The following is a 23,475-nucleotide window of genomic DNA, read 5'->3' on the forward strand; positions in this document are numbered from 1 at the left end:
CCCGGGCCCGGGTTGGGTTCGTTCGCCGGCGCCCGCCCGGGTTGATTTGCCCGGCCCGCACCGGGGTGGATTTGCCCCGCCGGCCCGGACCCGGGTTGGGTTCGTCTGCTGGCGGGGCCGCCGTCGCGGCCGGCGACGCGTCCGGCAGCTGCACGCGGCGGGCCGTGTCGGCGCCGCGGGGCGCGCGGCGGGCGGTCGCGCGCGGGTCGTTCGTTTGCGGTTGATCGCGCCGCGGGAGCCGAGTACCGTAGATCTCCTGATGACGCGCAGCTCCGCCCGCACCGCCGCCGCCACCGTCGCGGTGGACGTGCGCCCGGCGCTCGGGCTGCTCGTACTCGCGCTGTCGGTCCTCCTCATTACCGGAGGCGGGACTCCGTAGGCGCGCCCGACGCACCGCGAAGCCCCGCCCGGCACCGACGCCCGGCGGGGCTTTTTTGTTGGCCCATGCCCCAGCCCGCTTCAGTCGAACCGATCGGTCACCGCCCCGCAATCCGCGGGCGCGACGAGCCGCGCATACTTGGCGAGCACGCCTCGGCGGTAGCGCGGCGGCGGCGGGGTCCACGCGGCGCGGCGGCGGGCGAGTTCGGCGTCATCGACGTGGAGCACCAGCCGCCGCCCGTCGCCGTCGATCTCGACCTCGTCGCCGTCGGCGACCAGCGCCAGCGGCCCGCCGTCGGCCGCCTCGGGGACGACGTGGCCGACGACCATGCCGTAGGTGCCGCCGCTGAACCGGCCGTCGGTGACGAGGCCGACGGCGTCGCCGAGCCCCGCGCCGACGATCGCGCTGGTCGGCGCGAGCATCTCGCGCATACCGGGGCCGCCGCGCGGGCCCTCGTAGCGGATCACGACCACGTCGCCGGCGTGCACGCGACCGTCGAGGATCGCGGCCAGGCAGTCTTCCTCGCGGTCGAACACGCGCGCCGGCCCGCGGATCGATCGGCGCTTGACGCCGCTGAGCTTGGCGACCGCCCCGCCGGGCGCGAGGTTGCCGCGCAGGACGGCCAGATGACCCGTCGCGTACACCGGTGCGTCCCACGGCCGGACGACGTCCTGGCCGGCGGGCGGAGCGGACGGGGCGCCGGCGAGCACCTCGGCGACCGTCTGTCCGGTCACCGTCGGGCAGTCGCCGTCGATCAGCCCGTGGTCGAGCAACATGCGCATCACGAGCGGCACGCCGCCGGCCCGGTGGAAGTCGACCGTGACGTAGCGGCCGCTCGGCTTGAGGTCGCACAACACCGGGACGCGGTCGGCGATGTCGTTGAAGTCGTCGAGCGACAGGTCGACCTCGGCGGCGTGCGCGATGGCCAGCAGGTGCAACACCGCGTTGGTCGACCCGCCGACGGCCATGACCACGGCGATCGCGTTGCGCAGCGAGGCGCGGGTGATCATCTGCCGCGCGGTGCGACCGGCGGCGATCGCGTCGACCAGCGCGCGCCCGCTGGCGGCGGCGCTGTCGGCCTTCTCAGGGGCCACGGCCGCCATGGTGGACGAATAGGGCAGGCTCAGGCCCATCGCCTCGAACGCGCAGCTCATGGTGTTGGCGGTGTACATGCCGCCGCACGCTCCGGGGCCGGGACACGCGGCGCGTTCGATCGCGCGCAGCTCGTCGTCGTCGATCCGTCCGGCGGCGCGCTCGCCGACGGCTTCGAATGCGCTCACGATCGTGAGGTCGCGGCCGGCGTGGCGGCCCGGTTCGATCGTTCCCCCGTAGACGAACACGGCCGGGATGTCGAGGCGCGCCATCGCGATCATCGCGCCGGGCATGTTCTTGTCACAGCCGCCGACGGCCAGCAGTCCGTCGACCGACTGCGCCTGGCACACGGTCTCGATCGAGTCGGCGATCACCTCGCGCGACACCAGCGAGTACTTCATCCCCTCGGTGCCCATCGCGATGCCGTCGGACACGGTGATCGTGCCGAATTCGATCGGCTTGGCGCCGGCGTCGGCGATCGCCGCGTTCGCGCGGGCGGCCAGCGGCGCGAGGCCGGCGTTGCACGGGGTGAGCGTGCTGTGGGCGTTGGCGACGGCGACGATCGGCTTGTCGAAGTCGGCGTCGTCGAAGCCGACGGCGCGGAGCATCGCGCGGTTCGGGGCGCGGTGGATCCCGGAGGTGACGGCGTGGCTGCGGCGCGGGCGGTCGGTCATGGCGTCGAATGTACGGCAATAAAGTGCATTGACACAATGCGTTATTTTGATAACTTCGCGACTTCGCAAAGGAGCCACGGATGAAGCGAACGGGGGCCCAGGTCATCTGGGAGGTGCTGCGCGGCGAGGGAGTCGACACGGTGTTCGGCTACCCCGGCGGCGCGATCTTGCCGGCGTACGACGCGATGCTCGACTATCCGGGCATCCACCACGTGCTCGTGCGCCACGAGCAGGGGGCGGCCCACATGGCCGACGGCTACGCGCGCGCGTCCGGCAAGGTCGGCGTGTGCATGGCGACCTCGGGGCCGGGAGCGACCAATCTGGTCACGGGCATCGCGACCGCGATGATGGACTCGTCGCCGATCGTGTGCATCACCGGCCAGGTGCCGTCGGCGTTCATCGGCAAGGACGCCTTTCAGGAGACGGACGTCACCGGCGTCACCCAGCCGATCACCAAGCACAACTACCTCGTGACGCGCGCCGAGGACATCGGGCCGGCGCTGCGCGAGGCGTTCTACATCGCCCGGTCGGGGCGGCCGGGGCCGGTGCTGGTCGACATCACGAAAGACGCGCAGCAGGCCGAGGTGGACTGGCGCGGCGCGAGCGAGCCGGTGCGGCTGCCGGGCTACCGGCCGACGCTCACCGCCCTGCCCGAAGAGTTCCAGCACGCGGTCGAGCTGATCGACGCGGCCGAGCGGCCCGTGATCCTCGCGGGGGCGGGCGTGATCCAATCGGGCGCCCAGGCCGAGCTTCGCGCGTTCGTCGACCGCTCGGAGATGCCGGTCGCCCTCACGTTGCTCGGGCTCGGAGGGTTCCCGGCGTCGCATCCGCTGTGCCTCGGCATGATGGGCATGCACGGCGAGGCGTGGGTCAACCGCGCCATCCAGCAGGCCGACTTGCTGCTGGCGTTCGGCATGCGGTTCGACGACCGCGTCACCGGCAAGCTGGAGACGTACGCGCCGCGCGCGCGCAAGATCCACGTCGACATCGACCCGGCCGAGATCAACAAGAACGTGCCGGTCGACGTCGGCGTCGTCGGCGACCTCCGCGACGTGCTCGCCGATCTCAACCGCGCCGTGGCGCCGCGCAAGCGGCCCGAGTGGCTGGCACACATCGACGAGCTGCGCGGCGACTCGGCCGTGCGCGACATCCAGCGGCTGCCGGACGACGGCCACCTGTACGCGGCGCACGTCATTCACGACCTGTGGCGGCTCACCGGCGGCGACGCGATCGTCGTCACGGATGTCGGCCAGCACCAGATGTGGGAGGCGCAGTACTTCAAACACGAGCGCCCGCGCACGCTGATCACCAGCGGTGGCCTCGGCACGATGGGGTTCGCGCTGCCCGCGGCGATCGGCGCGCGGTTCGCCCGGCCGGACGCCGAGTTCTGGGTGATCGCCGGCGACGGCGGCTTCCAGATGACGGCCGCGGAGCTGTCGACGTGCGCGCAGGAGGGCATCGACCTCAACATCGCGATCGTCAACAACGGCTTCCTCGGCATGGTGCGCCAGTGGCAGGAGTTCTTCTACGAGCGCCGGTACGCGGCCACGCCGATCGGCAGCCCGGACTTCGTGAAGCTGGCGGAGGCGCACGGCCTGCGCGGATTGCGCGTCGAATCGCGCGGCGAGGTCGCCGGCGCGGTGGAGGCGGCGCGCGCGACGAAGGGGACCGTCCTGATCGACTTCCGCGTCGAGCAGGAAGACGCGGTGTACCCGATGGTGCCGGCCGGCGCGGACCTCGACCAGATGATCCGCCGGCCCGAGCGCAGCGCCCCCATCTACGAGACAGGACGGGACGAACTATGACCACGACCGCCGCCGCATCGCGGCCCGCGCCCGGCAACGGCAAGCAGCCGGCGCGTGCACTGCACACCTTCGTCGCCTACGTCGAGGACAAACCCGGCGTGCTCGCACGCGTCGCGTCGCTGTTCCGCCGGCGCGCGTACAACATCGACTCGCTCACGGTCGGCCGTACCGACGTACCGGGTGTGTCGCGCATGACCATCGTCATGGAGGCCGATGCCACCACGGCCCGGCTGGTCGAGGCCAATCTGTACAAGCTGGTGAACGTGTTGCGGGTCGAGGACGTGACCTACGAGCCGACCGTCACCCGCGACCTCGCGCTGATCAAGGTGCGCGCGGACGCCTCGTCGCGCGCGCAGGTGCTCCAGATCGTCGAGGTGTTTCGGGCGCGGGTCGTCGACGTCGCGCCCGAGGCGTTGATCGTCGAGATCACGGGCACCGAGGACAAGCTGCAAGGGCTCGTCGACGTCCTGCGGCCGTTCGGCATCATCGAGATGGTTCGCACCGGCAGCGTCGCGATGACGCGCGGTGCCGATGCGATCCCGGTGGACCCCACGTTCGTGCACGCGCGCGTGCCGACCAACGGAAACGGAGAGTGAACGCCATGGCAACGATCTATTACGACAACGACGCCGACCTCGCGCTGATTCGCGGCAAGAAGGTCGCCGTCATCGGCTACGGTTCGCAGGGGCATGCGCACGCGCTCAACCTCAGAGACAGCGGTGTCGACGTGCGCGTCGGGCTGCGCGACGGGTCTCGCAGCCGCGCGCGCGCCGAGGCGGCCGGACTGACGGTGCTGCCCGTGGCCGACGCCGCGGCGTGGGCCGACGTGATCATGGTGCTGGCACCGGATACCAGCCAGCCGGCGCTGTACTGCGACCACATCGCGCCCCACCTGACCGCCGGCGACACGCTGATGTTCGCGCACGGCTTCAACATCCGCTACGGGACGATCGAGCCGCCGGCAGACGTCGACGTGTCGATGGTCGCGCCCAAGTCGCCCGGTCACCGGGTGCGCGAGACCTACGCCGAGGGTGCGGGGACGCCGTGTTTGTTGGCGGTACACCGGGACGCGAGCGGCAACGCGAAGGCGCTCGCACTGTCGTACGCGCGCGCGATTGGAGGGACGCGGGCCGGCGTGATCGAGACGACGTTCGCCGAGGAGACGGAGACGGACCTGTTCGGAGAGCAGGCGGTGCTGTGCGGCGGCGTGAGCGCGTTGGTCAAGGCGGGATTCGACACGCTCGTGGAAGCCGGCTACCAGCCGGAGATCGCGTATTTCGAGTGTCTGCACGAGCTGAAGCTGATCGTCGATCTGATGTACCGGGGCGGCCTGAACTACATGCGCTATTCGGTGAGCGACACCGCCGAACACGGCGACTACACCGGCGGGCCGCGCGTCATCACGGACGCCACGCGGGCGGAGATGAAGCGGATGCTCGCCGAGATCCAGGACGGCACCTACGCGCGCAACTGGATCGAGGAAAACGCCAAGGGGCGGCCGTGGTTCGAGCAGCAACGCCGGCGCGAGCGCGAGCACCCGATCGAGGTGGTCGGCGCGAAGCTGCGCCAGATGATGCCGTTCCTCGACCCGGTCGCGCCGGAGACGGCGGAAACGGGCGGGGCAGAGTAGGGACTTTCGCGCAAGACGGCACACGACAGGCGATGTCCCCGAAGCCTCACGCCGCGTTGCTTCTCGGCACCTCGGGCCCATCCGGCGCGGTCGTCGCGCCTTGCCCGAGGTTCCACGGGCTCCGCCCGAGGCGCACCGCATCCGGGGACAGCGCCCGCCGCATGTCGCGCGCGGCCGGCGATTGCCGGTGGACGCGCGCGTCGGCCTCGCGGCGGCGCCGCGCCGACCGATCGATGGGCACCAGGAGGGACTGATGGCACGACCGATTCCCGGCGACGGGTACGTACGCATCTTCGACACGACGCTGCGCGACGGAGAGCAGTCGCCCGGCGCCACGATGACGAGTGACGAGAAGATCGCCGTGGCGCGCGCGCTCGCGCGGCTGGGCGTCGACGTGATCGAGGCGGGCTTCCCCGCCGCGTCGCCCGACGACCTCGCGGCGGTCCAGAAGATCGCCGAGCTGGTCGGCGGCGAGGCGTCGACGCAAAAGACGCCGTCCGGCGAGCGGCCGATCATCGCGGCGCTGGCGCGCGCGTCGAAACCGGACATCGAGGCGGCCTGGCAAGGGGTGCGCAACGCGGTGTATCCGCGTATCCACACGTTCCTGGCCACGTCGGACATCCACTTGCAGCACAAGCTGCGGATGACGCGACAGGAGGTGATCGATCGCGTCGGCGAGATGGTCGCGTACGCGCGCAGCTTGTGTGACGACGTCGAGTTCAGCCCGGAGGACGCGGGCCGCAGCGACCCGGAGTTCCTCTATCGCGTGCTCGACGTCGCGATCCGCGCGGGAGCGACGACGCTCAACATCCCCGATACGGTCGGCTACACGACGCCCGGCGAGTTCGGCGCGCTGATCGCCGGCATCATCGACAACACGCCCGGCGCGCGCGACGTCGTCATCTCGGTTCACTGCCACAACGACCTCGGGCTGGCGGTCGCCAACAGCCTCGCGGGCGTGCAGGCCGGCGCCCGCCAGATCGAGGTGGCGGTCAACGGCATCGGCGAGCGGGCCGGCAACACGTCGCTCGAGGAGGTCGTCATGGCGCTGCACACGCGACGGCCGTACTACGGGTTGCGCACCGGCATCGACACGACGCAGATCGTGCGGACGAGCAAGCTCGTGAGCAGCGCGACCGGGATCCCGGTGCAGCCGAACAAGGCGGTCGTCGGCGCCAACGCGTTCGCACACGAGGCCGGCATTCACCAGGACGGGATGCTCAAGCATCACACGACCTACGAGATCATGCGCCCCGAGACGGTCGGCGCCAGCCACAGCCTGCTGGTGCTCGGCAAGCATTCGGGGCGCCACGCGGTCAAGGTGCGCCTCGCGGAGTTGGGCTACGCGCTGTCGGACGCGGAGCTGGACAAGGCGTTTGCCCGGTTCAAGGCGCTGGCGGACAAGAAAAAGACGATCACGGACGCCGACCTCGAGGCGCTCGTCACCGACGAGATCTATCAGCCGCCCGAGGTGTATCGGCTCGAGGCGCTGCAAGTGGCGTGTGGAACGATCGGGATGCCGACGGCGACGGTGAAGCTGGCGGGGCCCGAGGGGCGCATCCACGTCGAAGCGGCGGTCGGCACCGGCCCGGTGGACGCCGCGTACAAGGCGATCGACGCGATCGTGTTCGGCGGCGGCGCGTCGCCTACGCTGCTCGAGTTCTCGGTGCAGTCGGTCACCAAGGGGATCGACGCGCTCGGGGAGGTGACGGTGCGGGTGCAGAGCGATGGGCGCGCCGGGATGAACCCGCAGCGCGAGACGGACGCACCGCGCACGTACCTGGGGCATGGGGCGGCGACGGACATCGTCGTGGCCAGTTGCAAGGCGTATCTGTCGGCGCTCAACAAGCTGCTGGCGGCCGAGCGGGCGATGGGCGCCGTGCGGTCGCCGCGGCCGGCGGCGGACGACAAGCCGGTGGCGCAGGCATGACTGGTCCGCGCACGTTGTTCGACAAGCTGTGGGACGCGCACGTCGTCGCCCACGATCCGGGCTGCCCCGCGGTCGTCTACATCGACTTGCACCTGGTACACGAGGTCACGTCGCCGCAGGCGTTCGCGGGGCTGCGCGCGCGCGGGTTGCGCGTGCGCCGGCCGGACCTCACGTACGCGACGATGGACCACTCGACGCCGACGGCGCCGGGCGGCCTCGCCGTGGTGGACGCGCAGGCGCGCGCCCAGCTCGACCGACTCGCGGCCAACTGCGCCGAGCACGGCATCACCCTGTTCGCACTCGGCGGCGCCGATCAGGGCATCGTCCACGTGATCGGGCCCGAGAAGGGCCTCACGCAGCCGGGCAAGACGATCGTGTGCGGCGACAGCCACACGTCGACGCACGGCGCGTTCGGCGCGCTCGCGTTCGGCATCGGCACCAGCGAGGTCGAGCACGTGCTCGCGACGCAGTGTTTGCTGCAGCATCGGCCCAAGACGTGCGAGGTGCGCATCGACGGCACGCTGCGGCCCGGCGTCACCGCCAAGGACGTCATCCTCGCGCTGATCGCCGAGGTCGGCGTCGGCGGCGGCACCGGCTACGTGTTCGAGTACACGGGGTCCGCGGTGCGCGCGCTCGACATGGAGGGGCGCATGACCCTGTGCAACATGTCGATCGAGGCGGGCGCGCGCGCCGGCATGGTCGCGCCGGACGACACGACGTTCGACTACCTGTACGGCCGCGACTACGCGCCGAAGGGGGCCGCGTGGGACGCCGCCGTCGCGCGCTGGCGAGCCCTGCGCAGCGACGACGGTGCGCGCTACGACCGCACCGTCACGCTCGACGTGTCGGCGCTCGAACCGATGATCACCTACGGGACCAACCCGGCGATGGGCGCGCCGATCACCGCGCGGGTGCCCGACCCGGACGACGAGGCCGATCCGGCGGCGCGCGCGGCGCTCGCCAAGGCGCTCGCGTACATGGACCTGCGGCCGGGAGAGCCGCTGTTGGGCCGGCCGGTGGACGTGGTGTTCATCGGGTCGTGTACGAATTCGCGGCTGAGCGACCTGCGCGCGGCGGCGGCCGTGCTGCGCGGTCGCAAGGTGGCCGCGGGCACCCGCGTGCTCGTGGTGCCGGGATCGCAGGCGATCAAGCGCCAGGCCGAGGCCGAGGGACTCGACGCGGTGTTCCGCGACGCCGGCGCCGAGTGGCGCGAAGCCGGCTGCTCCATGTGCATCGCGATGAACGGCGACCAACTCGCGCCGGGGCAGTACGCGGTGAGCACGTCCAACCGCAACTTCGAGGGACGCCAGGGCAAGGGCGGCCGCACGTTCTTGGCGTCGCCGGTGACGGCCGCCGCGGCCGCGGTCGCCGGGCGCATCGCCGACCCGAGGGAGTACGTGGCATGACCGGATTCACCGTCCTCGAATCGCGCATCGCGGTATTGCCGCGCAACGACATCGACACCGATCAGATCATTCCGGCGCGGTTTTTGAAGGTCACCGACAAGGTCGGACTCGGCGCGAAGCTGTTTGCCGACTGGCGGGGGCCGGACTTCGTGCTCGACCGGCCCGAGGCGGCCGGCGTTCAGGTGCTCGTGGCCGGCGACAATTTCGGGTGCGGGTCGTCGCGCGAGCACGCGCCGTGGGCGCTGGTGGACTGGGGCCTGCGCGCGGTGATCTCGACGTCGTTCGCCGACATCTTTCGCAACAACGCGCTGAAGAACGGCCTGCTTCCGGTCGAGGTCGACGCCGATGCCCACGCCGAGCTGATCGCCAGCCCGTGGCAGACGGTGCGGATCGATCTGCCGGCGCAGACGCTCGCGTTGCCGAGCGGTCGCATCGTCGAGTTTCCGATCGATCCATTCGCCAAGCGGTGTCTGGTCGACGGAACGGACCAGCTCGGCTACCTGCTGTCCCTGGCGGAGCGCATCGCCGCGTACGAACGGCGTCGCGAGGCCGGCGAGGAGATGCCATGATCGCGATCTACGACACGACGCTGCGCGACGGCACGCAGCGCGACGGCCTGTCGCTTTCGCTCGACGACAAGCTGCGCATCGCCGACCGGCTCGATCGGCTCGGCGTCGCGTACATCGAGGGCGGTTGGCCGGGCTCGAACCCCAAGGACGCCGAGCTGTTCGCGCGCGCGAAAGACAGGGACTGGCGCCACGCCAAGCTGGCCGCGTTCGGCTCGACGCGGCGGGCGGGAACGGGCGTCGAGGACGACGCCAACCTGCGCGCGCTGGTGGAAGCCGGCACGCCGGTGTGCACCATCTTCGGCAAGTCGTGGACGCGCCACGTCACCGAGGTACTGCGGACCACGTTCGACGAGAACCTCGCGCTCATCGAGGAGAGCGTGGCGTACCTCAAGGCGCACGGGCGCGAGGTCATCTATGACGCCGAGCACTTCTTCGACGGCTACAAGGCGGACCCGGCCTACGCGTTTCAGACGCTCGAGGCGGCCCAGCGCGGCGGTGCGGACGCGATCGTGTTGTGCGACACCAACGGCGGCGCACTGCCGTGGGAGATCGAACAGATCGTCGGGGCGGTGGCCGGGCCGTTTTCCGTGGTCGGCATCCACTGTCACAACGACAGCGGCTGCGCGGTCGCCAATAGTCTCGCGGCCGTGCGCGCCGGCGCCGTCCACGTGCAGGGCACCGTCAACGGCTACGGCGAGCGGTGTGGCAACGCCGACCTGTGCGCCGTCGTCGCCAATCTCGAACTCAAGCTCGGCCGCCGCTGCCTGCCGGACGGCGGCCTGCGCCACCTGTACGACGTCGCGCACTTCGTCGCGGAGGTGGCGAACCTCGCGCCCGACGAGCACGCGCCGTACGTCGGCCGCAGCGCGTTCGCCCACAAGGGCGGCGTGCACGTCGCGGCCATCCGCCGCAACCCGGGCTCGTACGAACACGTGCCCCCGGATCGGGTCGGCAACCGCACGCGCGTCGTCGTGTCGGAGCTGTCCGGCCGCGGCAACTTGCTGGCGAAGGCCGAGGAACACGCGGTCGACGCGCCGGACGACGTCCGCGGCGTGCTCGCCGAGGTCAAGGCCAACGAGGCGCAGGGGTTCAGCTACGAGGCGGCGGAAGCGTCGGTCGCGCTGTTGCTCGCGCGGCGCGCGGACGGCTATCGGCCGCCGTACCGGCTGATCGACTACATGGTCAATGTGGAGCACCGCGACGGCCGCGGCACGTTCGCGGAGGCGACGGTGAAGGTCGAGGTGGCCGGCGAGGTGGTGCACACCGCGGCCGAGGGCGACGGTCCGGTGCACGCGCTCGACCGCGCGCTGCGCAAGGCGCTCGCGCCGGTGTTCCCGGCGATCGACCGCATCCAGCTCGTCGACTACAAGGTGCGCATCCTCGACGGCGACCACGCCACGGGCGCGATCACACGGGTGCTCATCGACTGCACGGACGGGACGCGCCACTGGTCGACGGTCGGCGCATCGCCCAACATCATCGACGCGAGCTGGCGCGCGCTTACCGACGCGATCGAGTACGGGCTGCGCGCGGCGGGTGGCGCGGACGAGCGCGATACCTGCGCCGGCGGAGGCGACGCCGGGATTGCGCGCGCCTCCGGCGATCCGGCGAAGGCGGTGGCGCGATGACGGCGACGATCGTGCTGTTGCCCGGCGACGGCATCGGCCCGGAGGTGGTGGGCGCCGCGCGGGCCGTGCTCGACGCGGTCGCCGAGCGCGTGGGACTCGCACTGGCGTACGAGACGCACCTGATCGGCGGCTGTGCGATCGACGCGACGAACGAGCCGCTTCCCGCCGACACGCTCGCGGCCTGCCGGCGGGCCGACGCCGTGCTACTCGGCGCGGTCGGTGGCCCGAAGTGGGACGATCCCCGCGCGCCGGTCCGCCCGGAACAGGGACTGCTCGGCTTGCGCAAGCAGCTCGGTCTGTTCGCGAACCTGCGGCCGATCGCCGTGCACCCCGCGCTGGTCGACGCGTCGCCGCTGCGGCCGGAGCGCGTCGCCGGCGTCGACATCCTCGTCGTCCGCGAACTCACCGGCGGCATCTATTTCGGCGAGCCGCGCGGGCGCGCGCACACCGGCGACGGCGTCCGCGCGGTCGATACGTGCGCGTACACCGAGTCGGAGATCCGCCGCGTCGTCGATCTGGGGTTTCGCCTCGCGCGCGACCGGCGGCGCAAGCTCACGTCGGTGGACAAGGCGAACGTGCTCGAGACGTCTCGGCTGTGGCGGGAGGTCGTGACGGCGATGGCGGCCGACTATCCCGACGTCGAGGTCGATCACCAGCTCGTCGACGCGGCCGCGATGCGCCTGGTCGCCGCTGCCGCGACGTTCGACGTGATCGTCACCGAGAACCTGTTCGGCGACGTTCTCACCGACGAGGCGTCCGTGCTCACCGGTTCGCTGGGGATGCTCCCGAGCGCGTCGCTGGGCGCCGGGCGCGCCGGCGTCTACGAGCCGATCCACGGGTCGGCGCCGGACATCGCCGGTCGCGGCGTGGCCAACCCGCTCGGTGCGATCCTGTCGGCGGCGCTGCTTCTGCGTCATTCGCTCGGGCGGGACGACGCCGCGCGGGCCGTCGAGGCCGCGGTGGCGGCGGCGGTCGCGGCGGGCGCGCGCACGCGCGATCTCGGGGGCGATCTCGGCACCGCCGAGGTGACCGCGGCGGTCATCGACCGGCTCGCGGTGTGACGCGCGCCCGCGGCGGCCTCCCGCGGCGCTGCATCACGGCGCGACGAGCACGTCGATCTCGTTGCGCACGGTCACCGACAGGGACGATCCGCCGGCGCCACCGGCCGGGCTCAGCCGATTGGTGCGCCAGATCCGCACCTCGTCGTCTTTGATCTCGCTGTCGTCCTGGTTGAGGATCGCCGCCGGCACCGTGAACGTGCCGGTGTCGTCGATCGCGACCTTGTCCATCTCCTTCGTCTCGATCTCGGCGACCTCGGCGGTCTCGTCGCGCGCCCATTCGACGACGAGGTCGGCCGACCGCGGCACGAGTGCGCCCGGCTGCGGCGCCGTGATGACGTGGATGTCGGGGCCATCGACGCGCGCGCCGGTCACGTCGTCGTCGCCCGCGACGACGTCGAGCCGATAGACCTCGTGATAGCCGACCTGCGCGCCGCGGTAGCGGCCGTCGCCGCTGTACGCGAGGGTCACGGCGCCGGCGGCGGACGTGACCGTCACGGTCGCGTCCGCCACATCCTGGCCGGCGCGGCGCACGCGCACGTCGAACGACGTGGTGAAATCGTTGACGTCGGTCGCGTTCGGGATCTGGTTGTCGGCTTCGATGGCGGCGGTGACGACGAGCGTTTGCGTGCCGCTGCCCAGGTCGTCACCCGACCCCCCGCCCGCCGAGCCGCCGCATCCCACGACCGCGTGGCCGGCGCACACAAAGAGGACGAGGGCGTTGGCTGTCATCCGGGACGGTGTCGTCATCTCGCTTCTCCTGGCGGTCGATCTGGTTGCGCGCGGTGCGTCCACGAACGTGGCGCGGGTGCGGCCGGCGAACCGCGCGATGTCCCCGGCGCGCGCCGGAGCGTCGGCGCCTGCGGCGCCGCAGGCGCACGGCGTCTCCCTCCCGACGGGTTGCATGTGCATGTGATGGGCCATGTCAGCGGTGCGCGATCTCCCCGGGTTGCGCGGGGCGTGGCTGCGCAGTCGCCGTACGTTGCGCAAGGGTCTGCACAGCCGCGCGGCAGGCGGTGGTTTTTCCGCGGGGGAGACTACGTGTAAGGTAGACGGCGACCGATGACGCACCTCACCCGAGACGAAGCCTGGGCGCACCTGTGCGAATGGACCGAGAGCGAGGCGTTGCGCCGCCACGCGCGCGCGGTCGAGATCGTCATGCGCGCCGCGGCGCGCCACTACGGCGGCGATGACGCGGACGTCGACGCGTGGGGCATCGCCGGGTTGCTGCACGACGCCGACTACGAGAAGTGGCCGGACGAACACCCGAACCGGATCGTCGCGTGGCTGCGCGAGCGCGGCGAGGAGGCCATCGCGCACGCGATCTCGGCGCACTACACCAAGTGGAACGTGCCGTACGAGACGGCGCTGGACCGCGCGCTGCTCGCGTGCGACGAACTCACCGGCTTCGTCGGCGCGTGCTGCCTCGTCCGGCCGGACGGCATCCACGGCCTCACGCCGCGGTCCGTGGTCAAGCGGCTCAAGGACAAGCGGTTTGCCGCCAAGGTCGACCGCGCGGAGGTGCGGGCGGGGGCCGAGCTGCTCGGCGTCGACCTGGCCGACCACATCGACTTCGTCATCGCTGCGCTGCGGCCGCACGCGGACGAACTCGGCCTCGCCGGGCGCGGCGCGGCGTGATCCGGCCGCTGCGGCCGGCGGCGCGGGGCGCGGCCGCGCCGCATCCCGCGGCCGGCGGTCACAGGGATTGGAGAAACTCGATGGCCGCTTCGGCGTCCGCCTTGAGGCACTTGTTCGTGTTGCGGTCGCCGATGCCGAGGACGCCGCCGCGCATGCGGTAGCGCGCGCGCTTGAGTTCCTTGATGGCGCGTTTGTCGCGCAGCTCGCGCAGTCCAAGCACCGCCTCGCGGCGCTCCGCGCACGTCTTGCCGGTGCGGAGCTGGTCGACGAGCGCGTCGAATCGGGCGTCGTGGCTGCCGAGCAGATGGCTCGCGACGGCGGCGGCGATCAGCAGCGCGACCACGGCGGCAGCGACGCGCGGGAGCCACCGGCGGACGCGGGCGAGAGGATCGGCGGCGGCCGGCGGGGGCGCCCACACGGTCGGTTCGGTTCCGCTCGGCGGCGGAAGACCGGCGGGCGCGACCACGGCGGCGCGGCCGGCCGTCGCGCCCGGCGCGGAGCCCGTCGCGGGCGGCGGCGTCGCGGCGGGGCCGGGCGCCGGTGCGACCGGGCCGGGCGTCGCCGGTGCGATCGGGCCGGGCGTCGCGGCGCGGCCGTGCGGCGCCGGTGCGGGGGTGGCGATCGGCGCGGGCGCGCGTGAAGCGGCGGGAACCGCCGCGAGGCAGCGGTCGATCGCCTCGATGTAGGCCTCCGCCGTCTGAATCCGGTCGTCGCGGCGCTTGGCGAGCCCGCGCAACACGAGCCGCTCGACCGCGGGCGGCACGGCCGCGTCCGGCGCGACCTCGGCCAGCGGCGGGACGGCGCGGCCGACGTGCATCGACAGCACCGCGAGCTTGTCGCCCGACACGAACGGCGGCCGGCCGGCGAGCATCTCGTACAGGACGACCGACAGCGAATACAGGTCCGAGCGTGCGTCGATCTCGTCGCCGAACGCCTGCTCCGGCGACAGGTACGTCGGCGTGCCGACCGTGAAGCCCGCCTGCGTCAATTGCTCGCCGCCGGCGTCGGCGGCCGCGTCGCCGACGAGCTTCGCGATGCCGAAGTCGAGGATCTTGGCGAAGTCCGGATCGCCGTCGTGGTCGACGAGCACGATGTTTTCGGGTTTGATGTCCCGGTGGACGATGCCGGCGGCATGCGCGTGCGCGAGGCCGCGCAACACGTGGCGGGCGATGTGCAGCGCGCGCGGCCACGCGAACCGCTGCTCGTCGTCGAGGACGTCGGCGAGCGAACGCCCGCGCACCAGCTCCATGACGAGGTACAGCGAGCCGTCTTCGTGGCGGCCGAAGTCCGACACGGTCACACAGTTCGGGTGCTCGATGCGCCCGGCCGCGAACGCCTCGCGCTCGAACCGCTGCGCGTGGGCGTCGTTGCGGCCGAGCAGCGGATCGAGCAGCTTCAGCGCGACCGGCTTGCGGATGGTCACGTGCTCGGCTTCGTAGACGGTTCCCATGCCGCCGCGTCCCAGCTCGCCGAGGATGCGGTAGCGCGCGTCGATCACGGTCCCGATCGGGACGGAACTCACGCGTCGATGATACTCGACGCCGCGGCGGGGGCGCAGCGATGGCGGTGACGTCGACGGTGGGCGGCGCGATCGCCGTCGCGTCGGAGCGCGCGTTGGCCGGGTTGTGCGCGGAGCTGGCCGCCGGCACCGCCGCCGACTGGTCTGCCGGCGAGCGCGCGCTCGCGCGAGACGCCGCCCGTCCGCCGGCCGCGACGGTCGCCGCGGCGCGCCGGGCGATCGCCGCCGGCGGCGATCCGCTGGGCGACGCGTTCTGCGCGCTGCGGTCGCCGCGCGCGCGCCGGCGCGACGGCGCGGTTTACACGCCGGCGCCGCTGGTCGCCGCGATGGTCGGCTGGGCGCGCGACCAGGTCGAACCCGCGCGCGTCGTCGACCCGGGCGCCGGCTCGGGGCGGTTCGCGGTGGCGGCGGCGCGGGCGTTTCCGCGCGCACAGGTCATCGCGATCGAAGCCGATCCGCTGGCCGCGTTGGCGGCGCGCGCTCATCTGGCCGCGGCCGGCGTCGCGGCGCGCGCGACCGTATGGTGCGCCGACTATCGCGAGGTGGCGTTGGAGCCGGTGTCGGGGCCGACTTTGTTCATCGGCAACCCGCCGTACGTGCGCCACCACGCGATCGCGACGCGGTGGAAGCGGTGGGCGGCGGACGTGGCCGCGCGACTCGACGTGCCCGCCAGCGGCCTGGCAGGGTTGCATGTACACTTTTTCTTGGCCACCGCGTTGCTCGCGCGGCCGGGCGACCTCGGCGCGCTGGTCACCGCGGCGGAATGGCTCGACGTGGACTACGGGCGCACGGTGCGCGCGCTGCTGCGCGGACCGCTGGGCGTCGTGCGCATCGACGTCGTCGAGCCGACCGCCGCGCCGTTTCCCGACGCGCACACGACCGCGGCGATCGCGTGCTTTCGCGCCGGCGCGGCGCCGCCCGCGGTGGCCGTGCGCCGCGTCGCGTCGATGGCGGCGCTCGCGCCGCTTCGCGGCGGCCCGCTCGTGCCGCGCGCGCGGTTGACGGCGGACGCGCGCTGGTCTCGGCCGCGCCGGCGGCGCGTGCGCCCGGCCGGCCACGTCGAGCTGGGCGAGCTGTGTCGCGTCCACCGCGGTCAAGTCACCGGCGCCAACGCGGTGTGGATCGCCGGGCGCGACACGCCGCCGGTGCCCGAGCCGTGGCTGCGCCCGGCGGTCACGCGCGCGCGCGAGCTGTTCGACGCGGTGCCCGCGCTCGTGTCGGCGGCGGCGCTGCGCCGCGTGGTGTGCGTGCCGGTCGACGTCGACGCGCTCGCCCCCGCCGACCGGGCGGCCGCGGACCGGTTTTTGGCATTCGCGCGCGCGCGCGGCGCTCACGAGCGCTACATCGCACGCCATCGCCGGCCGTGGTGGGCGGTGCGGCTGCGGCCGGCGGCGCCGATTCTCGCGACCTACATGGCGCGGCGGCCGCCCGCGTTCGTGCGCAACCTGGCCGGGGCCGCGCACCTCAACATCGCGCACGGCATCTATCCGCGCGAGACACTGTCGGCCGAGCAACTCGACGCGTTGGCGCGCCACCTCGCCGCGGCCGCGTCGGTGGCCGACGGGCGTACGTACGCCGGCGGCCTCACCAAGTTCGAACCGGGCGAGCTGGCGCGCATCCTCGTCCCCGAGCCGGCCGCGCTCGCCGCCCGGGAAGCGGACTAGGGGCCCTAGCGCATAGCCGCTGGCTGCGGTCGCGATCGGCGGGCGATCTTCGGCGTCCGTCGTCGCGCCCTTCGGTACCGTATGTTCATACGCGCCCTCGTGCGCTGCGGGCGTGCGCCAAACCTCGCCTCGCATCTCGCAACCTCGCTGGCGCGCCCATACATTGCAGGCTCCTGGTCGCTAGGCGCGGCAGCCGCCTACGGCGTCGCGAGCGAGTCGAACAGATACGCCTGGCGGACGCCGTCGTGGTCGCCTTCGCCGACGATGTATCGCCCGTCGGCCGTGATCGCCTTGGCCTGGTACAGGAAGTCCGGGGCGACGAGGAACAAGCTGTTGAGCTCGACGATGCCGCTGGCTTGCGTCCACCGGATGGCGCGGCCGAAGAACTCTCCCTCGCGCGCGGACCAGCCGACGATCGTGTTGCCGTCCCCGGAGACGCCCGATGCCTCCGACCAGGCCCGGCCGGTGTTGTCGATCTGGGAGCCGCCGGAGGTGGTCCACCGCAGCAACGTGCCCTGTCCGGCGCCCTCGCTCGGTGAGCCGGTGCCCACGATCACCGATCCGTCCGCCGACACGCCGACCGCGCGTGCGGCCATCAGGCCGGCCGCGCCCAGGTCTTGCGGCGCGGACCCGGTCGTCCACTTGACCGCGTGCTCGACCCCCATCGGGTCGAACGACGAGCCGACGACGACCGAGCCGTCGGCCGACACGGCGTAGGCGTAGGTGAAGTCGCCGCCGAGCGTGCCGAGGTCCTCGAACGCGCCGTCGCGCCAGCGGAACGCGTGGCGTTCGCAGTCGCTGGTCCCCATCACCTCGCGCCAGCCGACGATCGTCGTGCCGTCGTGGGAGATCGCGAGGGCTTCTCCCTCGGTGCTGCACTGCGCCGGCGTTCCCATCAGGTCGACCATGCCGGTGTCGGCGGTCCACACGAACGGGCGGGTGAACGACGACGTGCCGATCGTGATGTCGGCCGTGCCGACGACGATCGTCCCGTCGCCCGACACGCCGTTGGCCTGGCTCCGCGTGCCGGTCGGCAGCACGCCGAGATCCGTCATGCCGTCGGTCCGCGTCCAGCGGAACGCGCGGCCGGAGGCCGGCGTACCCGACAGGCCGACGACCGCGTTGCCGCCGTCGGCGACCGCCAGCGCGATGCTCGAGCTGTGGCCGGGCAAGGTGCCGAGCCAGGTGACCGGATCGCCCGGCGGCGTCGAATCGCGGACGACGAGGGTCGCCTTACGGCGAGCCACGTCGCTGAACGGGCCGCTGGCGGTGTTGGCGATCGCGACGTCCGCCGTGTAGACGCCGGTGGACAGCCCGCCGGCGACCGCGTTGTCCACGGCCACCGTCACCGTCGACGCGGAGCCGGGCGCCGCGGTGCCGGTCGCCGGCGTGACCGCAAGCCACGCGGCGCTGGCGTCGGCCGTCCACGGGATGTCGTCGTTGACCGCGGTGACGGTGAGCGGGTGCGTGCCGTCGTAACTGCCGCCCTCGTCCATGGTCATGGTGGGGATCGTCCCGGCCACGTTCATGCGCGGCTGGATGGCGACCAGCCGCGACGTGTTGCCGGCGCCGTTCGTCTCGTTGGTGAACGTCACGTGCGCCAGATGGGTGCGGGCGGGCAAGGAGGCCGCGCGCGATGCGTCGACGGTCGCCGTGACCGTGATCGGCGTGCCGGCGGTGACGGTGCCGGACGTGGGCGACACGGTGAGCCAATCGGCGTCCGACGACGCGGAGAAGTCGATCGTGCCGATGTCCGCGTCGACGGAAAAGCTCACCGACAAGCCGGAGAAGTCGCCCCCCTCGGGCGCGCGCGACAATAGATAGGTGTCGGGACCGGGAGTGACGGTCATCGCCGGTTCGCGCACGTCGACGTACACGTAGCGCACGGTCGACCCCTCGTTGTTGGTGGCGTTGGTGAACGTGATCGCGCCGCGGTGCAGGCCCACCGGCAGGTCGTTGGCGGCGTCGGTGATCGACACGTTCACGGACGCGGGCGAGCCCTCGCTCGCGGTGCCGCTGGTCGCCGACAGGCTCAGCCATGGCACGTCGACCGACGCGGTCCACGACACCGTGCCGTCCTTGGCCGCGACCGCGTAGGTGGTGGCGGACGGAGAAAACGGTCCGCCCTCCGGCCCGCTCGCGGACAGGTCGTCGGGACCGGTGACGTTCATATACGGCTTGCCGCAGGTAAACAGGCTCGTCTCGAGGTTGAACAACTCCGCCTTGTACTCGCCGAGGTCGACCCCGTAGAGGTCGCCGGTGACGCCGACCTCGCCGCCGAGTCCGGCGACCAGGTCGCACCACGGGTCGGCGTTGAGGTCCGCGGTGAACTTCAGGTAGGCCTCCGCGCCGAGGAACGGACCCGCGACGCCGTAGACGTAGAACACGAGCCGCGGCGTGAGCGCGCCTTTGGCCTCGAGGCTGGCGTCCACTGACGGCGGCGTGTACGAGAACATCTTGGTCAGGTCGTTGACGACACCCCACGCCCCGTTTGCGTACTGGACGCCCGCCGTATACGACAACGACTGTTCGACGCCGGTCGTGAACGACGCCGACACGCTCGCCTCGCCGCCGAGGGTCAGCTCGATGACCGGGCGGACGTACACCGGTACGTAGCCCACCCACACGATGACCGGCTTGAACTTGATCTCGGCGATCTGCTTTTCGATGTCGCCGGACACGGCCGCTTCGCCGACGAGCCGAAGGCGAGCCTCTTCGCTGGCGGTCGCGGTCGCGGTCGCCTCGACGAGCTTGAACCGGCGAATCTTGACGCGGAAGGTCGGCGTGAGCGACAGCTCGAGGCTCCCCTTGAGGCGGAATCCGGCGAGCAGACTGTCGTTGAAGTTGAACACCAGCTTGCGCAGGCCGAACCGTTCGCCGCTGCGGAACAACGGCTCGGACGGATCCGTGACCAGCGTGATGCCGTCGTGCAGCGGGGTCACCTCGTCGATTTCGAGGTCGGTGAGGTCGTCCGGCACGGCAAACTCGGCCTGCTCGATCGCGTCGGTGAGCGACGCGAACGACGTGGCCACGACGACCTCGGAGCCGCGGTCGACGCGGTCGACGCGGCGGAGCAGGCCGTCGGGCGTGAGGTCGGTGATCGGGACGACGATCACGTCGCCGGCGGCGAGGTCGTCGAGCGCGGAGGTCGACGCGGAGAACGTGAGCGTGCCGTCGGCGTCCACCGCCGTGAGCAGGGCGGCGGTCTCGTCGTCGAGCACCTTGGTCGTCGGGGGAATGATGACCGCGTTCGGGTCGGCGTCCGGAGGCGCCGCGTCCGGCGTGGTGACGTCGTCGTCATCGTCGTCGCCCCCGCCGCATCCGACGACGGTACCGGCCACCCAGACGAGCGCGATCGACGCGACGGCGCCGCAAAGCGTTCCCCGGTACATGGTGCGAAGCGAGTGCAGCATGGCGTCCTCCCGATCGGTGCAGCGATTGTTCGGCGCGCCACGCCGCCCGCGCTGGCGCCGTCCCCCGCGCGTGGCGCCCAGCGATTATCGCGCACCCCACGGCGCGCGCAACGCGGCGTCCATCACAGCACGGGGGCCGCGGTGCCGGCGGCCGCGCGGGCCGGCGCGGGATGGCCGGCGGCGGCGGGCGTGCGGACGGGGCGTCCGCCGGGGACGGCGGACGGGGACGCGGTCGTCCTCGGACCTCCTCGCCGGCCCGCGCCGCGGCGCCGAGTCACGCTGGGCCGCGGGCGCGCGCCATCTTGTGGATCTCGCGCCATTGCGCGGCGGTGACCGGCTGTACGGACAGCCGCTGGCCGCGCTGGACGACCGCCATGTCCGACAGCTTCGGATTGGCTTTGATCGCCGCCAGCGGGACGACGGCCGGGAACTTCGCGACGAACCGGACGTCGACCAACCACCAGCGCGGATCGTCGCGGTCGCTCTTCGGATCGAAGTACGGGCTGCGCGGATCGAACTGGGTGGGGTCCGGGTAGGGCTCGCTCGCGACCTCCGCCACGCCGGCGACGCCCGGCACGTCGCAGCTCGAGTGGTAGAACAGCACGCCGTCGCCGACGCGCATGTCGTCGCGCATGAAGTTGCGCGCCTGATAGTTGCGCACGCCGTCCCACGGCGTCACGCCGTCGCGGGCGAGGTCGTCGATCGAGTACGTTCCGGGCTCCGACTTCATCAGCCAGTAGCGCTTGGCCATGACGCATTGTTATGCGCGGGGACGGCCGCCGCGCAAGCGGCCAGCCGCGGGCCGATCAGGCCGTTCGTGTCTGCAGCAGGTCGAGCGATCGGACTGCGAAATCGGCGGATACCGCGCGCACTTCGTCGAGGAAGCCGGCGTAGTTGACGCGCAGCGAAAACCCCATCGGCGCGTCCAGCGGCCGGAAAAAGTTGTCGTGGTGATGCGGCACGATCACGCGGGGCTCGAGCCGGCGCAGGATGCGCGCGACGTAGTTGCGCGTGAAACCACGGCCGGCCAGTCCGCACAGGAAGTAATCGACGCCGCGGTGGACGATGGCGTCGTCGATGAGGTTGGCGCTGCCCTGGTGGTAGAACGTGACGCCGGCGACGGCGATGTGGATGCCGTAGACGTCGCCGCAGCGATAGGCGGGCGCGGTGAGATCGTCGAGGTGGTCGCAGGTCAGCTCGCCGTCGAACGGCACCCGCAGGCCGAGGACGAGTTTGGAGTGCAGGCTCGGGACGAACGTGACGGCAAACGGGCCCACGTCGTAGGTGCGGTAGGGCTCGACCACGCGGGCGCGATCCGCGAGGCCGTGGGCGGCGAGCAGGTTGGCGACCGAGCGCGAGCCGAACACCGCGCAGCCGGTCCGCCGCGCGATCGGCGCCAGGTCCAGGGCGTGGTCGAAGTGGGTGTGGCCGACGAGCACCGCGTCGGCCGCCGGCACGTGGCGCGCGACGACGGCCTCGCGCGGCCGCAGCGGGCGCGCGAGCAGGGTCTCGCCGAGCGCGCTGCGCGTCAGGTAGGGATCGACGTACAGGTGGGCGCCGGCGTAACTGATGCGAAAGCCAGCGGTGCCGAGCCACTGCAGCTCGAGGCCCGCGGGCCATGGCTCGCCGCGAAACCGCCGCCAGTTGGTGTCGGCCGCGGCGCTGGCGTCGTTTTTGTGGCGCGACGCGGGCCGCAGCAGCCGCGCGAGCCGCGCGAGGGCGCGGCGGTCGAGCGTCGACGTCGGCATGGGGCCAGCGTACACGATGCGCATCTGCCGGCAGCGGCCGGGACTGCGCGGTGTAGGGCTTGACCATGGGGCCATCCTGCACCATGCTCCGTGCCGCGGCGTCGTCCGGCGCCGCTTTCGCTGCCAACTCGCACGAACGCGGAGGACACCGATGGCCTTTGAACTGATGAAGCTCCCGTACGCCAAGGACGCCCTGGCGCCGACGATCTCGGCCGAGACGATCGAGTACCACTACGGCAAACATCACGCCGCCTACGTCAACAAGCTCAACGCCGCGATCGAGGGGACCCCGCTGGCCGAGAAGGATCTCGTCTCGATCATCGCCGAGACGTGCGGCAAGCAGCCGGGCGTGTTCAACAACGCGGCCCAGGTGTGGAACCACGACTTCTACTGGCTGAGCATGGCGCCCAACGGCGGCGGCGCGCCGGCGGGCAAGGTCGCGGAGTGGATCGACCGGTCGTTCGGCAACTTTGCCACGTTCAAGGAGAAGTTCTCGGCGGCGGCGGCCGGTGTGTTCGGCAGCGGCTGGGCGTGGGTGGTCAAGGACGGCGACAAGCTGGTGATCGAGACGACGGCGAATGCCGACACGCCGGTCGCGCACGGCAAGACGCCGGTGCTCACGATCGACGTGTGGGAGCACGCATACTACGTGGACTACCGCAACGCGCGGCCGAAGTACATCGAGGCGTTCTGGAACGTGGTCAACTGGGACCACGTCGGCTCGCTGCTGTAGTCAGCTCGACGGCGGCGCGCGGGATCGCGACGGTCTCGCGCGGGCTGCCCGCGGACGCGGCGGCGCCGGTGCGAATCGGTGCCGCCGCGCGCCGTTTCGGCGGCGGATGCGGTGTTGTTGTCCGGGGAGCGCGGGGCGCGGCATGATGGCCGTCGATGGAGCAGGGGTTCGCCGGGGCGCTCGGGTGGTGGGTCGCCGCGGCGCTCGCCGCGGTCGCGGCGTGGCTGTGGCTGCGGCGACGATGGCGGCGGTGGCGGCACGTGCGGCGCACGCGGGCCGCGTTTCGCGCCGAGCGGCGGGCCGACCGGCTGTTGGTGCGGCTCGGCTATCGGATCGAGGCGCGCCAGCCGGCGATCGACTGGGCGGTGCGCGTCGACGGCGAGGATGTGCCGATCGGGTTGCGGGCGGACTTGCTGGTGTCGCGGGGCGGGCGGGTGTACGTCGCGGAGGTGAAGGCGGGGGAGCGCGCGGTCCGGGTCGAGACGGCGGCGACGCGGCGGCAGCTGCTGGAGTATGCGGTGGCGTACGGGGTCGACGGGGTGCTGCTCGTGGATATGGTTCGGCGCGAGGTGGTGGAGGTGGAGTTTCC

At 72.2% G+C, this 23,475-nt stretch carries 18 protein-coding genes; 12 read left to right on the forward strand and 6 right to left on the reverse strand.

Features of this window, described 5'->3' with window-relative positions; genetic code table 11:
• Positions 1–459: 459 nt before the first annotated feature.
• Positions 460–2,145 (reverse strand): dihydroxy-acid dehydratase, encoded by a 1,686-nt coding sequence (gene ilvD, locus D6689_11555; protein RMH41221.1) that lies wholly within the window; start codon positions 2,143–2,145, stop codon positions 460–462.
• An 80-nt stretch (positions 2,146–2,225) separates the two neighbouring features.
• Between ilvD and ilvB the strand changes: the two genes are divergently transcribed.
• The 8 genes from ilvB (at position 2,226) to leuB (ending at position 12,174) form a co-directional block, all read left to right on the forward strand.
• Positions 2,226–3,950 carry a biosynthetic-type acetolactate synthase large subunit gene (gene ilvB, locus D6689_11560; GenBank protein RMH41222.1) on the forward strand — a complete coding sequence of 575 codons (1,725 nt, stop codon included), beginning with the start codon at positions 2,226–2,228 and terminating at the stop codon, positions 3,948–3,950.
• A complete protein-coding gene (ilvN, locus tag D6689_11565) occupies positions 3,947–4,546 on the forward strand; it encodes an acetolactate synthase small subunit (protein ID RMH41223.1) in 600 nt (199 codons plus the stop codon). The genes ilvB and ilvN overlap by 4 nt, the downstream gene beginning before the upstream one ends.
• 5 nt (positions 4,547–4,551) lie before the next feature.
• Positions 4,552–5,580 (forward strand): ketol-acid reductoisomerase, encoded by a 1,029-nt coding sequence (gene ilvC, locus D6689_11570; protein RMH41224.1) that lies wholly within the window; start codon positions 4,552–4,554, stop codon positions 5,578–5,580.
• Positions 5,581–5,833: 253 nt separating this feature from the next.
• Positions 5,834–7,510, forward strand: a complete 1,677-nt coding sequence (locus D6689_11575) for a 2-isopropylmalate synthase (GenBank protein ID RMH41237.1) — start codon at positions 5,834–5,836, stop codon at positions 7,508–7,510.
• Positions 7,507–8,916 carry a 3-isopropylmalate dehydratase large subunit gene (gene leuC / locus D6689_11580; protein RMH41225.1) on the forward strand — a complete coding sequence of 470 codons (1,410 nt, stop codon included), beginning with the start codon at positions 7,507–7,509 and terminating at the stop codon, positions 8,914–8,916. Before D6689_11575 ends, leuC begins: the two co-directional genes overlap by 4 nt.
• Complete coding sequence (gene leuD / locus D6689_11585) at positions 8,913–9,485, forward strand: 3-isopropylmalate dehydratase small subunit (GenBank protein RMH41226.1); 573 nt, start codon at positions 8,913–8,915, stop codon at positions 9,483–9,485. The genes leuC and leuD overlap by 4 nt, the downstream gene beginning before the upstream one ends.
• Complete coding sequence (locus tag D6689_11590) at positions 9,482–11,113, forward strand: citramalate synthase (GenBank protein ID RMH41227.1); 1,632 nt, start codon at positions 9,482–9,484, stop codon at positions 11,111–11,113. Before leuD ends, D6689_11590 begins: the two co-directional genes overlap by 4 nt.
• On the forward strand, positions 11,110–12,174 hold the full coding sequence (leuB, locus tag D6689_11595; protein ID RMH41228.1) for a 3-isopropylmalate dehydrogenase: 1,065 nt from the start codon (positions 11,110–11,112) through the stop codon (positions 12,172–12,174). Before D6689_11590 ends, leuB begins: the two co-directional genes overlap by 4 nt.
• Before the next feature lie 33 nt (positions 12,175–12,207).
• Here the strand turns inward: leuB and D6689_11600 are convergent, their stop codons facing one another.
• A complete protein-coding gene (locus tag D6689_11600; protein RMH41229.1) occupies positions 12,208–12,903 on the reverse strand; it encodes a hypothetical protein in 696 nt (231 codons plus the stop codon).
• Between the two features lie 330 nt (positions 12,904–13,233).
• On the opposite strand from D6689_11600, the gene D6689_11605 reads away from it, so the two are divergent.
• On the forward strand, positions 13,234–13,809 hold the full coding sequence (locus tag D6689_11605) for an HD domain-containing protein (protein ID RMH41230.1): 576 nt from the start codon (positions 13,234–13,236) through the stop codon (positions 13,807–13,809).
• Positions 13,810–13,867: 58 nt separating this feature from the next.
• Here D6689_11605 and D6689_11610 read toward each other — a convergent pair whose 3' ends face one another.
• Positions 13,868–15,331 (reverse strand): serine/threonine protein kinase, encoded by a 1,464-nt coding sequence (locus tag D6689_11610; protein ID RMH41231.1) that lies wholly within the window; start codon positions 15,329–15,331, stop codon positions 13,868–13,870.
• A gap of 38 nt (positions 15,332–15,369) precedes the next feature.
• Between D6689_11610 and D6689_11615 the strand changes: the two genes are divergently transcribed.
• Positions 15,370–16,992: a class I SAM-dependent methyltransferase gene (locus tag D6689_11615; protein RMH41232.1), complete on the forward strand. Its 1,623-nt coding sequence runs from the start codon at positions 15,370–15,372 to the stop codon at positions 16,990–16,992.
• A 197-nt stretch (positions 16,993–17,189) separates the two neighbouring features.
• Here the strand turns inward: D6689_11615 and D6689_11620 are convergent, their stop codons facing one another.
• From D6689_11620 to D6689_11630, 3 genes are all read right to left on the reverse strand, one after another.
• A complete protein-coding gene (locus D6689_11620) occupies positions 17,190–20,405 on the reverse strand; it encodes a hypothetical protein (protein RMH41233.1) in 3,216 nt (1,071 codons plus the stop codon).
• Between the two features lie 274 nt (positions 20,406–20,679).
• A complete protein-coding gene (locus D6689_11625) occupies positions 20,680–21,156 on the reverse strand; it encodes an EVE domain-containing protein (protein RMH41234.1) in 477 nt (158 codons plus the stop codon).
• Between the two features lie 55 nt (positions 21,157–21,211).
• Positions 21,212–22,102 carry an MBL fold metallo-hydrolase gene (locus tag D6689_11630; protein ID RMH41238.1) on the reverse strand — a complete coding sequence of 297 codons (891 nt, stop codon included), beginning with the start codon at positions 22,100–22,102 and terminating at the stop codon, positions 21,212–21,214.
• Positions 22,103–22,304: 202 nt separating this feature from the next.
• On the opposite strand from D6689_11630, the gene D6689_11635 reads away from it, so the two are divergent.
• Positions 22,305–22,886: a superoxide dismutase gene (locus D6689_11635; GenBank protein ID RMH41235.1), complete on the forward strand. Its 582-nt coding sequence runs from the start codon at positions 22,305–22,307 to the stop codon at positions 22,884–22,886.
• A 155-nt stretch (positions 22,887–23,041) separates the two neighbouring features.
• A partial coding sequence (locus tag D6689_11640) for a hypothetical protein (protein ID RMH41236.1) occupies positions 23,042–23,475 on the forward strand: 434 nt, incomplete at its 3' end.

It is taken from the genome of Deltaproteobacteria bacterium, assembly GCA_003696105.1.
Classification (GTDB): Bacteria; Myxococcota_A; Polyangia; order Haliangiales; family J016; genus J016.

Coding starts and splice junctions, on each gene's coding strand:
- ilvD (RMH41221.1), bottom strand. CDS start 2,145: ATGACCGACCGCCCGCGCCGCAGCCACGCCGTCACCTCCGGGATCCAC.
- ilvB (RMH41222.1), top strand. CDS start 2,226: ATGAAGCGAACGGGGGCCCAGGTCATCTGGGAGGTGCTGCGCGGCGAG.
- ilvN (RMH41223.1), top strand. CDS start 3,947: ATGACCACGACCGCCGCCGCATCGCGGCCCGCGCCCGGCAACGGCAAG.
- ilvC (RMH41224.1), top strand. CDS start 4,552: ATGGCAACGATCTATTACGACAACGACGCCGACCTCGCGCTGATTCGC.
- D6689_11575 (RMH41237.1), top strand. CDS start 5,834: ATGGCACGACCGATTCCCGGCGACGGGTACGTACGCATCTTCGACACG.
- leuC (RMH41225.1), top strand. CDS start 7,507: ATGACTGGTCCGCGCACGTTGTTCGACAAGCTGTGGGACGCGCACGTC.
- leuD (RMH41226.1), top strand. CDS start 8,913: ATGACCGGATTCACCGTCCTCGAATCGCGCATCGCGGTATTGCCGCGC.
- D6689_11590 (RMH41227.1), top strand. CDS start 9,482: ATGATCGCGATCTACGACACGACGCTGCGCGACGGCACGCAGCGCGAC.
- leuB (RMH41228.1), top strand. CDS start 11,110: ATGACGGCGACGATCGTGCTGTTGCCCGGCGACGGCATCGGCCCGGAG.
- D6689_11600 (RMH41229.1), bottom strand. CDS start 12,903: ATGACAGCCAACGCCCTCGTCCTCTTTGTGTGCGCCGGCCACGCGGTC.
- D6689_11605 (RMH41230.1), top strand. CDS start 13,234: ATGACGCACCTCACCCGAGACGAAGCCTGGGCGCACCTGTGCGAATGG.
- D6689_11615 (RMH41232.1), top strand. CDS start 15,370: ATGGCGGTGACGTCGACGGTGGGCGGCGCGATCGCCGTCGCGTCGGAG.
- D6689_11620 (RMH41233.1), bottom strand. CDS start 20,405: ATGCTGCACTCGCTTCGCACCATGTACCGGGGAACGCTTTGCGGCGCC.
- D6689_11625 (RMH41234.1), bottom strand. CDS start 21,156: ATGGCCAAGCGCTACTGGCTGATGAAGTCGGAGCCCGGAACGTACTCG.
- D6689_11635 (RMH41235.1), top strand. CDS start 22,305: ATGGCCTTTGAACTGATGAAGCTCCCGTACGCCAAGGACGCCCTGGCG.